The following is a 16,364-nucleotide window of genomic DNA, read 5'->3' as shown; positions in this document are numbered from 1 at the left end:
TGTTCTACTTTGATATTTATATAAATTGGTTGTTGTAAAAACATTTTAAAACTAACTAAACTTATGAACAAAAGAAGTATTGCGATACTAGCATCCAATATACTAGTATGTTCTGCGCTCTACGCTCAAACAGCAGTCAAAGGAAAGATAGTGGATCAGGATGGCAAACCCATTCCGGGTGTATCCGTATCTATTAAGGATGGGCCAGGCACACAGACAGGTGCTGATGGCGGTTTTTCGTTGACCTATACAAACGGAACGGTCTTAAATATCAGCGCAATCGGCTATAAGCCCAAACAAGTACAGATCAATAATCAAACTGTTGTCAATGTCACGCTAGAATCCATGATGGAAAATCTGGATGAGGTCGTGGTGACTGCCCTTGGGATTACACGGGAAAAAAAATCACTGGGTTATGCGACGCAGGAAGTAAATGCAAAGGAATTGACCGATGCGGGACAACACAGTCTTACAGGTGCATTGGCGGGTAAAGTGGCCGGTGTTCAGGTAAATCAATTTGGTGGCGCGGTAGGTTCCTCAGCCCGGATCTCCATTCGCGGAAATACATCGTTGCAGTCTGATCAACAGCCCTTAGTTGTGATTGATGGTATTCCGGTAACAAATAATGCGCAGCGCACCGGTGATAACACCTACTCCGGTGTAGACTATGGCTCCGGACTCAATGATATTAATCCGGATGATATTGAAAGCATCAACGTTCTGAAAGGTGGTGCAGCCGCACTTTACGGTATGCGTGCCGGTACTGGTGTTATTATGATCACGACCAAATCTGGTAAACGGGCCGAAAATGGTGTGCAGATATCATATGACGGAAATTTTTCTATTGATAGAGCTGCTAATTTGCCAAAATACCAGAATTTATATGGTCAAGGATCTAGAGGTGATGAATATAGCTATAAAACCAATGGTGGTGGTCTTTCGTACCAAGATTATGTTTTAAAAAATTCATTTAGCTATGTTGATGGAACTGGATCTAATGGTGTTAACGATGGAATTGATGAGTCATGGGGGCCTCGAATGGATATGGGATTATTAATTCCCCAATTCAATAGTCCCGTTGTGAATGGTGTGCGTCAAGCTACACCATGGAATTCCCATAAAAATAATGTCAAAGAATTCTTCCAAACTGGTTTCTCTCAAAACCACAACCTGTCACTACTTTCTAAGAGTGATCGTTCTTCGACACGGGCTTCAATATCATTTAGGGATCAGAGAGGAACGGTTCCTAATACAGATCAGAAGAAGTATACCGCGCAACTCAATAATGACTATAAGATCAGCGATAAAGTTTCCTATGATATCATGGCCAACTTTACGCGTACAGAAAGTAATAATTTAGTAACCCAAGGTTATGATTCGGCTAACCCGATGAATGGCTTAATCTGGTTTGGTCGACAAGTGGACATGCAGGATCTGAAAAAGAACTGGGATCAGCGTGACGCACAGGGTAATTATACCTACTACAATTGGAATTCAGCTTATCATATGAATCCGTTTTATACAATGCACGAATCTCGGAATGCGCTTAAAATGAATCGTATTTTTGGAAAGACATCATTGTTTTATCAACCCTTTGATTTCCTGAAATTTGAAGGGAGGGTCGGATTGGATTACTATAATACACATATGTTTGAAACTACCTATTATAACTATGATAATAAAGATGGTAAATTCAATGAGATAAAAAATAGTAATTCTGATTTTAATGCAGATTTTATCGCAAATTTCAACAAGCAATTTGGTGATCTTAGTTTATCGGGGATTGTAGGTGCAAATTACCGGGATTATCAGTTTGAAACAAATACGCTTGGTGCTAAAGGATTAAATGTATTGGGTGTATATACGATTGCTAATAAGATTGGTGACGCTTATACGGTAATGGATCATGCAAAAGGCCGTTCTAATTCGATATATGCGCAAGCTAATCTAGGCTGGAAAGATCAATTGTATTTGGATTTAACGGCGCGTAATGATTGGTCTTCCACCTTGAAGAAATCTTTCTTTTATCCATCAGCAAGTTTAAGTTGGCTTCCAACGACTACTTTTGAGGGGCTAAAAAGCGACTACTTAAATTTTTGGAAATTACGATTTAATGTGATAGGAGTCGGTAATGCAACGCGTCCATACCAGAATGGGAATTACTATTATGCACAGACAGATGCCTATAATAATTTATCGCAAATGTATAAGAGTATGACCTATGCCATTGAAGGCCTGGAGCCGGAGGCAATTACATCCTACGAAATCGGAACGGAGTTGGGAATGTTTAAAGATCGTCTTCACTTGGATCTGACCTATTACCAAAAAATAAATAAGAATCAATTGCTTCCTGTACCAACCTCCAACGTTGTAGGATTTAGCAACATCTTCTTGAATGCTGGAGAAATAAGAAGTAAGGGCGTAGAAATCCAATTGAGGGGTGATATCCTCAGAAATGAAAATGGGCTAAATTGGACAACAACGGTCAATTTCTCAAAGGATAAAAATAAGGTGGTTGAACTGTATCCGCAATTGGATTTGAACGATCTTAGATTAGGCTGGACATGGGGTATTTCCAATATGGCCTCAATAGGTCAACCCTGGGGTACACTAGTCGGGCCAGGTTATGATCGAGTAGAAGATGGACCAATGAAAGGGGCGATAAAAGTGGCGGCTAATGGGTTGATAGATAAGCCTCTTAGTGCTCAAGTGCTCGGAAATGTTGTTCCTGATTTTCTAGCTTCCATGCGAAATGATTTTACCATAAAAGATTTCAGATTTGGCTTTATGCTTGATTTCAGAAAAGGAGGTGATATTTGGTCACAAACAATGTCGCACGGATACACAACCGGGATTGCAGAAATTACAGCTGCTGATGGCATTCGTGAACGCGCTATTGTTGCGGGTAAAGATGTGATGAAAAATGAGCGATTCGCTATGAAGGTAGGGGATAATTGGGTTGAAAATACAATTGAAACCAGTGCACAGAGTTGGTATGAATTGGGAGGTGTTGCTGAAATGTATGTTTTTGATGGTTCGTTTTTGAAATTGAGAGAGGCTTATATTTCTTATAATTTACCAAAAGCTCTTTATAGTAGAATAAAAGGAATCAAACGTGCGAATGTCTCTATCACTGGAACCAATTTGGCGCTGCTTTGGGTACATAAATCCAATACCATGCGCTTGGATCCAGAGAGTGGAGGGGTGTCAAGTGATTCGCGTGGCGTAGGCTTTGAGCAGGCTTCTGTCCCTAATTCAAGAAGTATAGGTCTTAAACTTGGTTTTACATTTTAATCCATACAAAAGTTTAAAATTTAAAATCCAACAAAAACAAATTTATGGTTATGAACACTTTTATTAAAAAACTAAAATATACGCCCCTTTTAGCAATGCTTTTGGTCTCAGGATGTACCAAAAATTTTGAGGAAATTAATACGGATCCCGATGCATTGAAAGATGTCCCGCCACAAAATATGCTGGTCAATGTACTACGAAATGCAGGTGAGCAATTTGGTGGGGATGTGGATGGCTATGGCACCTTTGCGGGCTATATTGTCAAAATTCAATATCCAGATAACTTGAGTGGATTGATTCCAACAGATAATACTTACGGAAATCGTTGGGCAGCCTGTTATTACAATATTACGCAAATGAACGATTTGTTGAAAAAAACAGACGATAAGGCTGCAGGTTTTAAAAACATTCGGATTGTCGCACGGATATGGAACAATTATATGTGGTCTTATCTGTTGGATGGCTGGGGTGATATTCCCTATTCGGAGGCTTTTAAAGGAAGACCCGAAGATGGTTCGGTTTTGAAAGCCAAATATGATAAACAGGAAGATGTTTTCCCAGCGGTATTGGCAGATCTTAAAGCATTGGCAGATGAACTTGCTGCCGGGATTGGCACAGACGAACTTGGAGAATATGATATTATATACGGATCAAAAGAGACTGGAGCTGCAGCTCTAAAGGCTCAGATGTTGAACTGGCAAAAGTTCTGTAATTCACTTCGTTTGCGTATGGCTACACGTATTTCTGCGGTTGCTCCAGCTTTGGCAAAATCTACTATTGAGGAAATCGCTGGAAATAAACTGAAATATCCAGTCATTGAAACAAATGCTGAAAATTGTCGCATGGTGTATCCAGGTACTTTGCCTTATATGGAGCCTTGGTATGAATCTGGAATATATGGCAATCGTCTCAATAACTGGGGGATGTTTGATATTTTCATTGATCATTTGAATACAACGAAAGATCCGAGAATAGTGTCGATAGCACGAAAAAATAATGCCGGTAAGTATGTCGGCTTTATAAATGGTTCCGAAAATAATCCAAATCCGTTTACTTCCATTTCCTGGATTGGTGAGCATTATGTCAATGACCCCGCGGGAGCTACACCATTTTATCGAGCCTGTGAAACTTATTACATGTTGGCAGAAGCAGCTTTATCTGGATATAACGTAGGAATAACAGCAAAAGATGCCTACGAAAAAGCGGTGACATTATCTATGCAAGACAATAAAATTGAGACGTCAGCCATTACCACCTATCTTGCTGGAGCAGGTAAATTTAATGGAACCAAGGAACGTGTTTATTGGGATATGTGGGTAGCCTTATTTAAAGAAAACTATGAAGCGTGGAGTTTATATAGACGAACAGGAATTCCAACAACAAACTATCCTTCTAAACTTCAGAAAAAACATACTGACCAACCATGGCGTTTACCTTATCCGAATAATGAATATTTATATAATGCGGATAACGTCAAAGCTGCTGCTACAGGGACAGTGGATTACAACTGGGGAAAACGCTTATGGTGGGCAAAAGATAATGGAAAAGAATAAGTCTTGCCGGAAGGAAACAAGAAATGTATTTAAGGGTTATTGAAAAATGTCGTTTTTCTTTTAACCTAAATCGAACAGAAAAGCCCTGATCACACTGATCAGGGCTTTTCTGATTTTTGAAATCCGAAGCCCAATGTAATTTAGCATAAGCAGCTTGTCGAATGGCCAGTAAACTATTGGTTGATCATTAGTGCTAGTCTGAATCGCGAATTGCAACCAAATAAATAGATGCTGTTTGAAAATTATATTGCATGCTTGTTCAGCTAGGTTTTGAAACTGTTTATTTCCATATTTTCTTCTGTTAAAAGCTTGAAATGTAGAAAATAATTTGTTGAAATGCCGTGATAATTAGTATCTTTAGGATGAACGATCGAATTATCTATTGTTCAAACTAAAATAAACTTAGATACTGTTCATGGCGCCCCTGGAAGGATTTTGTCCTACAGAACCTATGGACTGTGGAATTTCAAATTTCAATGATATGATAGATTCTCCAGGCTTCCTTTTTCGGGAAGCAATTAAGCAAGAAAAGCCCTTACAGGTTGTTGGAGCCATCAATGCAAACCATGCACTTTTGGCGGAACAAGCTGGTTTTAAAGCCATCTACCTCTCTGGGGGCGGTGTTGCTGCGGGATCGCTTGGTATACCTGATTTGGGTATCACAACGCTTCAAGATGTATTAATTGACGTGGAGCGCATTACGAATGTCTGCAAGCTTCCTTTGATGGTCGATATTGACACCGGTTTTGGGCCTTCGGCCTTTAATGTTGCACGTACCATAAAAAGCTTGATTAAAGCCGGGGCTGCCGCCGTACATATGGAAGATCAGGTGGGCGCCAAGCGCTGTGGCCACCGCCCGGGGAAAGAGCTGGTTTCAAAAGATGAAATGGTCGATCGCCTGAAAGCCGCTGTGGATGCCCGGACAGATCCTCATTTTGTCATTGGCGCACGTACTGATGCCTTGGCTTCAGAAGGACTTGAACGTGCTTTGGAGCGGGCTGTGGCCTATAAAGAAGCTGGTGCTGATTTTATTTTTGCAGAAGCCGTACATAACCTGGATCAATATATGCAATTCAGCAGAATAACCGGGCTGCCGATACTTGCCAACATTACAGAGTTTGGACAGACACCTTTGTTTAATCTTGATGAACTTCGACATGCGGATGTGTCCATTGTGCTTTATCCTTTATCAGCATTCCGTGCGGCTAATAAAGCCGCAACTGATGTGTATCAGCATATCCGCAAAGATGGTGGTCAGGCAGCTGTCATCGATCGCATGCAGACACGCGATGAGTTGTATCGGAGCATAGATTACTATGCTTACGAAGATCGCCTGGATCAATTGTTCAATACTAAATCATAAGAATCTCAAACCGAATGAATGCGCGTATTTTACGGTTTAAAATATACGCCAATAAATAATATATTCCGATGAAAGAGACAAACGATACTGGTTTTAAACCCAAAAAAAGCGTAGCACTTTCTGGTGTTCCTGCCGGAAATACAGCCTTGAGTACTGTTGGAAAAAGTGGTAATGACCTCCATTATCGAGGCTATGATATTTTGGATCTGGCGCATCAGGCCTCCTTTGAAGAAGTCGCCTATCTATTGATTTATGGCAACCTACCTACACAGGCACAACTAACGTCCTATCAAAGCCAGTTGCTGAGCCAGCGGGGGCTCCCCATCACGGTACAGCAGGTGCTGAAACAGTTGCCATCTACTGCCCATGCGATGGATGTCCTGCGTACTTATGTGTCCTTTTTTGGGAGTGTGAATCCGGAAAAAGAAAATCATGCTTTGGCAGGTGCTAGAGATATCGCCAATCGCTTGATGGCCTCGATGGCCTCGGCTTTACTGTATTGGTATCATTTTAGTCAAAATGGACGCGAAATTCAGGTCGAAACCGATGACAGCACCCTGGGTGGGCATTTTCTGCATCTGTTACACGGGAAAGCACCTTCCGAATCCTGGATTCGGGCGATGCAGATTTCGCTTAATTTATACGCTGAGCATGAGTTTAATGCTTCTACGTTTACTGCGAGGGTGATTGCAGGGACGGGATCCGATATGTACTCTTGCATCACGGGGGCCATCGGTGCGTTACGCGGCCCCAAACATGGTGGCGCCAATGAAGTCGCTTTTGAGATCCAGAGCCGCTACGCAAATGCTGATGAAGCCGAAGCCGATATTCGAAAACGGCTAGAAAATAAAGAAGTGATTATCGGTTTCGGACATCCTGTCTATACCATCTCGGACCCAAGGAATCAGGTGATTAAACAGGTCGCCAAGGAATTATCAGAAGAGGCTGGTGATATGACGCTTTACCTGATTGCCGAGCGCCTGGAAAAAGTGATGTGGGAAGAAAAACGGATGTTCCCCAATTTAGATTGGTATTCGGCTGTTTCTTATCACCTGATGGGGATTCCAACCGAAATGTTCACCCCGCTGTTTGTGCTTTCGCGTATCACAGGCTGGTCTGCCCATGTCTTTGAACAACGTCAAGATGGAAAAATCATTCGGCCGAGTGCAAATTATGTCGGTCCCGATGACAGACCTTTCGTGCCCATCTCCGCGAGATAGTGCGATAAAGTGTATAGCGTAAAAAAATAAAACGGAAAGAAGTCGATTTCATCTCGCATTGAAGAAACAGCGCTGTGTTTTTTTTTATCATTGATGCGGGTGCGTCCGGAAAAAATAAATTGAAAAGAACAACAGCCTTATAATAAATAGAATAATGAGTTCAACGATATCAAATGAAAGACCACAGCCAGATCAGGTTCTGGTGGCTATTGTGGATTACGTGTTAAATTACAAAATCGAAAGTAAAGTTGCATGGAATACAGCTTTTTACTGTTTTCTGGATACCATAGGCTGCGGGTTGGAAGCGCTGACCTATCCTGCCTGTACCAAATTACTGGGGCCCGTTGTGCCCGGTACGATTGTTCCCAATGGCGCAAAAGTACCCGGAACGAATTATCAACTGGATCCCATACAGGCCGCATTTAATATTGGTACCATCGTTCGCTGGTTGGATTTTAACGATACCTGGTTAGCTGCGGAGTGGGGACATCCATCGGATAATCTTGGCGGTATTCTGGCTACTGCGGACTGGCTGAGTAGAACACAGATTGCGAAAGGGGAGAAATCCCTAAAGGCAAAACAGGTGCTTGAAGCAATGATTATGGCACATGAGGTTCAAGGCGTATTAGCGCTTGAAAATTCCTTTAATAAAGTGGGATTAGATCACGTAATTTTGGTAAAGGTTGCTTCTACAGCCGTTGTTGGTAAGCTTTTGGGCCTTAGTCGGGACGAATTGCTGAATGCGGTTTCATTGGCCTTCGTCGACGGGCAGGCTTTGCGTACGTATCGCCATGCGCCTAATACAGGAAGCCGTAAATCTTGGGCCGCCGGAGATGCTACTTCGCGTGCGGTACGACTTGCTTTAATTGCACAAACGGGTGAAATGGGGTATCCATCTGTGTTAACAGCACCGGTATGGGGATTCTATGACGTTTCATTTAAAGGCAACCCATTTAAATTTCAGCGCGATTATGGCTCTTATGTGATGGAGAATATCCTATTTAAGATTTCTTTCCCTGCTGAATTTCACGCACAGACCGCTGCCGAAGCGGCAATGCAATTGCACCAGCAGTTAAAAGAGTTTGGGAAAAGCAGTGATGATATTGAGCGTGTTACCATTCGTACACATGAGGCCGCAATCCGAATCATCGACAAGAAGGGGCCGTTGCATAATCCGGCCGACCGGGATCACTGTATCCAATATATGGTTGCCGTACCTTTAATCTTTGGACGTCTGACAGCGGAGGATTATGAAAATCATATTGCACTGGACCCACGTATTGATGCACTGCGGGACAAAATTTTCTGTGTTGAAGATCCACAGTTTACAATTGATTATCATGATCCACAAAAACGGGCGATCTCAAATGCCCTGACGGTGGTATTAAAGGATGGAACAGTATTGCCGGAGCTGGTGGTGGAATATCCGATTGGACATCCGAGACGCCGGCAGGAGGGGATTCCTAAATTGATCGAAAAGTATAAAACGAATCTTGCCCGTGTATTTTCTGAAAAACAGCAAAAACAATTGCTTGAGGTGACTTTGGATTATGATACCTTCATTGACCTGGATGTATCCGAACTGATGGATCTCCTGGCCCGCTAAATAAAAATGTCATTGATCGATAGCAGGCAAACTATCGATCAATGACTTTCTCAGAGATCTTATTTAATTGAACGATTTTTAGCTAAATACAAACCACTTATTTGATCTCAGACGTTCGCGCCAAAATGCTTCCGCTTCATTTAAGAGTTGTTTCCTGGTTATTCGAGAACGCTGTCTGATACACAATGTTTCCTGACGAACTTATAACTGTTTCAATTTAGGATTTCTTTCCTGGCCAATTTGAATCAAAACCTGTATAAAATTTAAAATTCCTGTCAGCACGTTCGATTAACGAACGGGGGACTTCCCATTGTTCACCCAAGTGTAGAAATGACTGGCATTCCTGTACAAAGACAGGAAGGCTTGTAAGGTCGATATGTCCAAATACACCACCGGTATGTGCTGCATAGCCTACACCAAGGATAGAGCCGATATCACCATCAATGGGTTGTTCCAACACACCTTCTTCGAGACAACGGTAGCTATCAAGGGCCATGACATGAAGAAGTCTTTTTTGTATTATTCCAGAGGAAGGGGATTCTCCTGATGTAGGTAGTGCGGGGTTCTGCCAGACTGTTTTCGTTCTGGATGCAGGATCATAATCATAGAATCCATGGCCGGATTTTCTACCTTTTCTGCCATTTTTAATCATTTTGCTTAAATGGGCATACGCACGTCGCTGACTGTTATGCAATGCTGGAAACTGATCGTAGACGTGTAGCATCAATTCCAATGAAATTTCGTCGAGTACTGCTAATGGACCAACAGCAAATCCGGCCTGTATTGCTTCGTCTTCAATCTGACTTGCCGGAATGCCTTCCAGCAACATGGTGATGGCCTCCAGTAGGTAATTGAAGAAAATACGGGATGTAAAGAATCCGGGACCATCATGTACGACAATGGGAATCTTACCGAGGCGCAAAGCGATTGCAATCGCTTTTTGTAATGTTACCTGATCGGTTTGTGTACCGCAGATAATTTCGACCAATGGCATACGATCCACAGGGGAGAAGAAATGCATGCCGATAAAACGTTCTGGCCGATCCGTTGCAGCAGCCAAAGTTGTAATGGGCAATGACGTTGTATTGGATGCGAAAAAACCATTTTCGGCAAGATAGGGAAGGCTTTGTCGGGTTACTTCGGCTTTTAACTCCAGATCTTCAAATACCGCTTCAATAATAAGGTCAGCATCGACAAGATCAGCAACTTGGTCACTGGGTTGAATATTGGCTAAAAGCGTCTGTTGTTGTAAGCTATTTATCTGGCCCTGTGCAAGTAATTTATCACAAAGTTTGGCAGAATAAGCCTTTCCCTGCTCCGCCTGAGCCCTGTTCACATCTTTTAAAACAACGGAAATGCCCGCTCTGGCGGCTTCATAGGCGATGCCGGATCCCATCATACCTGCACCCAGGATGCCTATTTTTTTGATTGCATAGGTGCCGAGTGATTTGATACGGTCAGGATGTTGTGCCTGTAGCATGCCTTCATACAGTGTCCTGACCATGTGCAGCGGCTCGGGGGCACTTAATACCTTATGGTATAGCTTGGCCTCGGCCTCCACAGCCTCTGTTAAAGACAGCGATTGACTCGTTTTTAATAACTGTACAACAGCATTGGTGCCCGGTAATAATCCTCTTGTTTTCTTTAAAACAGCAACGCAAGCTTCTTCAAATTCAGTGGAGACTGCTGTTGGGCTGGGGGTGGAGATGCTGGTTTTTGAATTTTCAAGAATCCAGTTCTTTGCCAGCACTAGGCTCTGCTCGCTATCTGTTGTTACCTCATTCACTAAACCCAGTTCAAGAGCCTCTTTGTTTGAAATCAGTTTTGCTTGGGTCAACAGGTTCAACGCTGCAGTAGCACCTACAAGTTGAGCTAAGGTAATGGTCGTCGCAAAGCCGGTAAATAGGCCGAATTTACTCTCTGGGAAACCCAGTTTTATCGGTGGACCTGCAATACGGTAGTCTGACCATAGCATAGTTGCTAAACCGATGCCCGTGCAGTTGCTATCCAAGATCGATACAATAGGTTTTCCCAAGGTCTTCCATTGCAATGCCTTCCATGTGGTTTTCTGTATGATCTCGGGATCGAGTTGACCATTGGAAACCTGATCAAATAATCGGACGTAATCGGTCTGCTTGTTGTTTAGCGGACAGGTATAGATCAATCCGCGGACTTCTTTTTCATTTAGTACACGAGCCACCAGGTCGACAAACTCCTGTATACGGTCAAGGATTGTTGACTCCTCGGTCGATGCATCTGCCAATGGTTTTATGGTGACAATATGTTGATTGTCCTGTTCGATATGAAAAAATGGGTGTACCTGATAATTCATTATGCTGAACTGCTTTTTGTGTTGAAAATGTTTAAGTTAAGCTGGGTTTGTTTGATTGATAATTGACCTTGTCAATCGTCATCTTGGCAATGATTTCCAGCATAATCTCGGATGTTCCGCCAATGATTGTCCCGACCCGTACATCCCGATATAGACGGGCGATTTTGTAATCTTCGGTGAATCCGTAGCCCCCAAATAACTGAAGACATTGGCTCACGACCTGTACGGCAAGCTCGCTGGTTTGCAGTTTGGCTATGGAACAATCCTGGACAGCATATTCACCTTGATTTTGGAGATCGCAGCATTGATAGACAAAAGCCCTGGTAGTTGCGATATCGGCAGCCATCTGGGCAATACGGTGACGAATCGTCTGAAACTCCTGGATCTTTTTACCGAATGCCTCCCGCTGCCCAATATATTCCAGGGTGTACTGTAGTGCGGAATCCGCTGTAGCCAGACTATGTATGGCGGCGGTTAAACGTTCCAATTGCAATCCGGCCATTAAATAAAGAAAACCATCACCTTCCTTTCCAATCAGATTGGAAACAGGGACTTTGACCTGATCGAAACCCAATTCGGCAGTATCCGAGGCATGCCAGCCTAATTTGTTGATTTTATTTGCCGAAACACCTTCAGCATGCCTTTCTATCAGTAAGAGGCTGATGCCTTTTGTTCCTTTTTCCGGATCGGTTTTAACAGCCGTAATAAAAAAGTCGCCGTAGTAGCCATTGGTGATAAATGTTTTGGAGCCATTGACAATATAGTGGTCGCCCGATCGGACGGCAGTTGTTTTGATCTGTTTGACATCAGACCCCGCCCCAGGTTCGGTGATAGCAACAGCACTCACCATATCACCGGCGATCACTGGTCTAAGGTAATGTTGCTTGAGTTCCTCAGATGCATATTTCAATAGATAAGGAGCTGACATGTATTGGGTGACCAGAGCAGATATCGTGAATCCTCCCGAAAAACAATAGGATAGTTCCTCGCACAAAATCATCGAATAGTAAAAATCCAGGTCCAGACCACCATATTCTTCTGGGTAGTTGAGTCCCATAAAACCCATGTCACCCATTTTCTTCCAAATGCTTCGATCTATTTCACCCTGCTGTTCCCATTGATCTACATGCGGGGTGATTTCTTTGTGAATAAATGCCCGAATGGTTTCGCGAAAAATCTGATGTTCGGCTGTGAGTTTGCTTGCCTGCATAATTGTTTATTTTACTTTTGGTTATTGGTTTCAGTTACATGATTGCGGACTGAAAACGATTTGTCTTTTGCTTTATCTTGGCATAACATCGCCCTCGTTAAAAAGAGCGGAATGTCTAACCGAATTTAGCGAAAAGCGTTGGCTTTTCTGCAAATATTTATTGTTTATTTTTTGTCAAATAGATTATGTAGGGAACTTTTTGCCTTGTTTTTTTTCTATTTATTTTGTTTTGGCCTAAAAAATAAAATAAGAGGGTTCGCTTGTTTGTGTTATATTTTTTATCTTTAGGAAAGGAATGATACCAGTTTTGGCTGATGAATCCTCAGTTGAATCGGGTCGCAAGTCTATTGAATTCAAGAAAAAACAATTATAAACAGAATAACATGTCAAAAAGTGTATTTATCGTTGCGGCAAAGCGTACGCCAATAGGAAGTTTTGGAGGTGGATTATCATCGGTTGCGGCGACAGCGCTGGGCGCTCATGCTGTCCGTGCTGTATTGGATGAGACTGGGATTGCTGCAGATCAAGTCGATGAAATTCTGATCGGTAGCGTTCTGCAGGCCGATTTGGGTCAAGCTCCCGCCCGTCAGGTTGCACGGCTTGCCGGCTTACCTGATCAAGTAACAGCGACTACAGTAAATAAAGTCTGTGCCAGTGGAATGAAAGCCATCGCTTTTGCCGCGCAATCTATTTTGTTGGGGGATGCCGATGTGGTCATTGCCGGAGGTATGGAAAATATGAGTAAAGTCCCGTATTATGCGAATACAATGCGCTGGGGTGCTAAGTTCGGAGGCCAGAGTTTCGTCGATGGTTTGCAACGGGACGGTTTAAGTGATGCCTATTCAAATGAACCAATGGGTAGTTTTGCTGAATTATGTGCCGAGAAATACGGTATCGGCCGGGCCGAACAGGATGAGTATGCGATTAATTCTTATAAGCGAAGCCTGGAGGCTTGGCAGAAGAATAAATTCATCAAGGAGGTCAGTCCTGTCGCTATCCAAGGGCGCAAGGGTGAGCAGATAATCTCCAGGGATGAGGAGTTTTCACAGGTCAATTTTGATAAGATCCCCGAATTAAAACCTGCTTTTAAGAAAGATGGAACAGTAACTGCCGCAAATGCATCCACATTAAGCGATGGGGCGGCTGCGGTATTATTAATGAGTGCTGAGAAAGTGAAAGAACTGGGATTACAACCATTGGCTGAAATCATAGCCTATGCTGATGCAGAACAAGCGCCAGAATGGTTTACGACAAGTCCCGCTATAGTAACAGATAAAGTACTAAAAAAGGCTGGACTAACGAAAGATGATATTGATTATTTTGAATTTAATGAAGCTTTCTCTGTTGTTGCACTTGCGAACGCTAAAATTCTGGATATTCCAATGCGTAAAGTGAATATCTATGGCGGGGCAGTTTCCCTCGGTCATCCATTGGGCTGTTCCGGAGCGAGAATAATCGTCACCTTGACGAGCATTTTACAACAGGAAGGCGGGACAATCGGACTTGCAGCAATTTGCAACGGTGGTGGTGGTGCTTCGGGAATGATTATAAAAAAACTATAATGCTTTGTCCAGATAAGTATTTATTTTAAAGTAAGTACTTATCTGGACAAAGTCTATTCTTTGGTTGATGACAATGTGCCAGAACATTGATTGAGGTTATTCCTCATAAAGGCGACTTGCCTCAACGCCATGAAGTGCAAGTTCAGACTCGATCTCTGTCGGATTGAGTCGGATGCCTTCAATGGTTAACAGGTTGTAAATAGAATCCAGATCTATTTTCCATTCATGGATACCATTTAATTTTTCAACAGCTTGTTTGATCTTGTCTACAAGACTGGGATGTTGTGCATTAGTTTCGAAAATGAGCTTTTCCATCGTGTTTCATATTAGGCCCGATTAGAACAAATCAGGCAGGTTTAACCAAAATAGCGTAGACAATCATTTGATCGGCTAATTACAATACTCTCAATATAAGAAGAATAATCTGAAATTAATAGTTTAAAGTGACTAAATTGTAATGAAACTGTTAATTTTTGTAATCAATACCTGCAAATTTTATAGTTAATAAATAGCATTTTTTGTCCTGTGTTTTGAGCGGTATTGTCGGCTGAAAGGCGGGTTTACCCAAGTTTTGTATAAGGGAATCTTCTTAACGGATTTAAGTAGAACTTGCGTGAAAGAAGCCCGCAGGTAATAGAAGGAAGATCACTTAGATCCTGTTTCATTTTTCGTTGCTAATAAAATTTTAATTAAGTTTGAGCGGAATCATGACTACTGAACTTTCCAATATAATTATCATATTGCTGCTTGTAGCAGTCGTTGTCCTGTTGATTTTGTATGTATTATTAATACAGAAATACAAAAAGCTCAGGGTGGAAGAGCGACGGCATCAGGAACTTTTTAAACGAATGGATAATGAGCAGATGGATCATGTGCATCGCAATCGATTAAACCCACATTTGCTGAAAAATTCGCTCAATGGTATCCTTTCCCATGCTTATCAAACCTACTATACAATGGATAAGCTGGCTATGGTATTGGATTATGTATTATATGAAAGTGAAGAGGAGCTGGTATCTCCAAAAGCAGAGATCGAGTTTGCCCGTAATTTAATTGAAGTCAATAAGGTTAAGTTGAGCCCCTTGTTTGACATGCGGGTTAAATTTGATATTGATGAATTGAACGAATCATTATTGGAACGTCCTTCACTGGTACCATTGATGACTGTAGACCTCATCGAAAATGCGTTTAAGCATGCTGATTTTCACCATCCCGACTCTTTTATTTCGATTGTACTTAGTTTTCGCAATGGTCTGCTGGAATTGACTGTCAGCAATAAAATATCGAAGCGCTCTCCCTTGTATAAAGCCAAAGGTGGAATAGGCAGTAAGACGTTGGAGGAACGGCTGATGCTATATTATCCAGATAGGCATGAATTAAAGCGCTTTGTAGAAAATGATGTCTATAACGCTTACCTTCAGATCCGATTGTATGAGAATTGAAAAAACACTGAAATGCATTTTACTGGATGATGAGCTGCCGAGTTTGCGGTTTTTGAAGATGCTCTGTGAACAAATTCCGGGTCTGGAAGTGGTTAAAGCATTTAATGATCCTGCCGTTTTACTTAAAGAGTATAAAAGTCTAAACTTTGATTTCTGTATTTTGGATATTGAAATGCCTCAGTTTAATGGCTTTGATGTCGCTAAGGAATTGGAAGACTATCCCATCGTTTTCTCCACCGCCTATAAACAGTATGCCAGCGATGCTTTTGATATCAATGCGGTGGATTACATGCGTAAGCCTATATCGCTGTCACGTCTACAGCAAGCGGTGTTGAAAGTAGAACAGGTCATCAATAGCCGGTCAGCTGAATCTTCTCCTTTTGCTCAATTCAATACCAATAAAGGTAGGGCAATCCTTTACTTCAGTCAGATCAACTATGTCCAGATTGCGGAAGTTGATAGTCGCGACAAGACGGTATTCCTTGGGGACGGATCCACCATTTTATTAAAAAATATCAGCTTCGATAAGTTACTTGCACTGTTGCCGGAACAGGATTTTATCCGTATCAACAAAAAGGAAATTATCGCGCTGAAAATTGTGAAATTCTTTTCAGCTGATGTGATCACCAGCAGTCTGGTCGATGAGCAGGATGCGGCTATTCTTTTTAGCTTAGGAGAGTCTTATAAAAAATCATTCCTCGAAAAATTCGCTTGATTACAAAATTCGAGGAGTTCATTACATATTTTCCTGTTCTTCCCGCCCGGTAAGGTTTAAAACTCCT

At 42.1% G+C, this 16,364-nt stretch carries 11 protein-coding genes; 8 read left to right on the top strand and 3 right to left on the bottom strand.

Annotation, left to right across the window (positions count from 1 at the left end; all coding sequences use genetic code 11):
* The first annotated feature begins 63 nt into the window (after positions 1-63).
* From DFQ12_RS06435 to DFQ12_RS06415, 5 genes are all read left to right on the top strand, one after another.
* The gene (locus tag DFQ12_RS06435) at positions 64-3,294 is read left to right on the top strand and encodes a SusC/RagA family TonB-linked outer membrane protein (RefSeq protein WP_120258139.1); all 3,231 of its coding nucleotides are present in this window, start codon (positions 64-66) and stop codon (positions 3,292-3,294) included.
* Positions 3,295-3,344: 50 nt separating this feature from the next.
* A complete protein-coding gene (locus DFQ12_RS06430) occupies positions 3,345-4,847 on the top strand; it encodes a SusD/RagB family nutrient-binding outer membrane lipoprotein (RefSeq protein WP_120258138.1) in 1,503 nt (500 codons plus the stop codon).
* Between the two features lie 481 nt (positions 4,848-5,328).
* Complete coding sequence (gene prpB, locus DFQ12_RS06425) at positions 5,329-6,210, top strand: methylisocitrate lyase (protein WP_120259255.1); 882 nt, start codon at positions 5,329-5,331, stop codon at positions 6,208-6,210.
* A 68-nt stretch (positions 6,211-6,278) separates the two neighbouring features.
* Positions 6,279-7,430, top strand: coding sequence for a bifunctional 2-methylcitrate synthase/citrate synthase (prpC, locus tag DFQ12_RS06420; protein ID WP_120258137.1), 1,152 nt, complete (start codon positions 6,279-6,281; stop codon positions 7,428-7,430).
* Positions 7,431-7,584: 154 nt separating this feature from the next.
* Positions 7,585-9,036, top strand: a complete 1,452-nt coding sequence (locus tag DFQ12_RS06415; RefSeq protein WP_120258136.1) for a bifunctional 2-methylcitrate dehydratase/aconitate hydratase — start codon at positions 7,585-7,587, stop codon at positions 9,034-9,036.
* Positions 9,037-9,253: 217 nt separating this feature from the next.
* Here the strand turns inward: DFQ12_RS06415 and DFQ12_RS06410 are convergent, their stop codons facing one another.
* Entirely contained in the window at positions 9,254-11,368 is a 2,115-nt protein-coding gene (locus tag DFQ12_RS06410; protein ID WP_120258135.1) for a 3-hydroxyacyl-CoA dehydrogenase NAD-binding domain-containing protein, read from the bottom strand.
* A gap of 31 nt (positions 11,369-11,399) precedes the next feature.
* A complete protein-coding gene (locus DFQ12_RS06405) occupies positions 11,400-12,578 on the bottom strand; it encodes an acyl-CoA dehydrogenase family protein (protein WP_120258134.1) in 1,179 nt (392 codons plus the stop codon).
* Positions 12,579-12,961: 383 nt separating this feature from the next.
* On the opposite strand from DFQ12_RS06405, the gene DFQ12_RS06400 reads away from it, so the two are divergent.
* The gene (locus DFQ12_RS06400) at positions 12,962-14,140 is read left to right on the top strand and encodes a thiolase family protein (RefSeq protein ID WP_120259254.1); all 1,179 of its coding nucleotides are present in this window, start codon (positions 12,962-12,964) and stop codon (positions 14,138-14,140) included.
* 96 nt (positions 14,141-14,236) lie between these two features.
* Here the strand turns inward: DFQ12_RS06400 and DFQ12_RS06395 are convergent, their stop codons facing one another.
* Entirely contained in the window at positions 14,237-14,455 is a 219-nt protein-coding gene (locus DFQ12_RS06395; protein ID WP_046672939.1) for a hypothetical protein, read from the bottom strand.
* A gap of 392 nt (positions 14,456-14,847) precedes the next feature.
* Between DFQ12_RS06395 and DFQ12_RS06390 the strand changes: the two genes are divergently transcribed.
* On the top strand, positions 14,848-15,582 hold the full coding sequence (locus tag DFQ12_RS06390) for a histidine kinase (RefSeq protein ID WP_120258133.1): 735 nt from the start codon (positions 14,848-14,850) through the stop codon (positions 15,580-15,582).
* Entirely contained in the window at positions 15,572-16,297 is a 726-nt protein-coding gene (locus DFQ12_RS06385) for a LytR/AlgR family response regulator transcription factor (RefSeq protein WP_120258132.1), read from the top strand. The genes DFQ12_RS06390 and DFQ12_RS06385 overlap by 11 nt, the downstream gene beginning before the upstream one ends.
* Positions 16,298-16,364 lie beyond the last annotated feature (67 nt).

The organism is Sphingobacterium detergens (genome assembly GCF_003610355.1).
In the GTDB taxonomy this organism is placed as follows: domain Bacteria; phylum Bacteroidota; class Bacteroidia; order Sphingobacteriales; family Sphingobacteriaceae; genus Sphingobacterium; species Sphingobacterium detergens.
The sequence above is the reverse complement of the archived record's forward strand: the minus strand, read 5'-3'. Positions and strand labels throughout refer to the sequence as shown.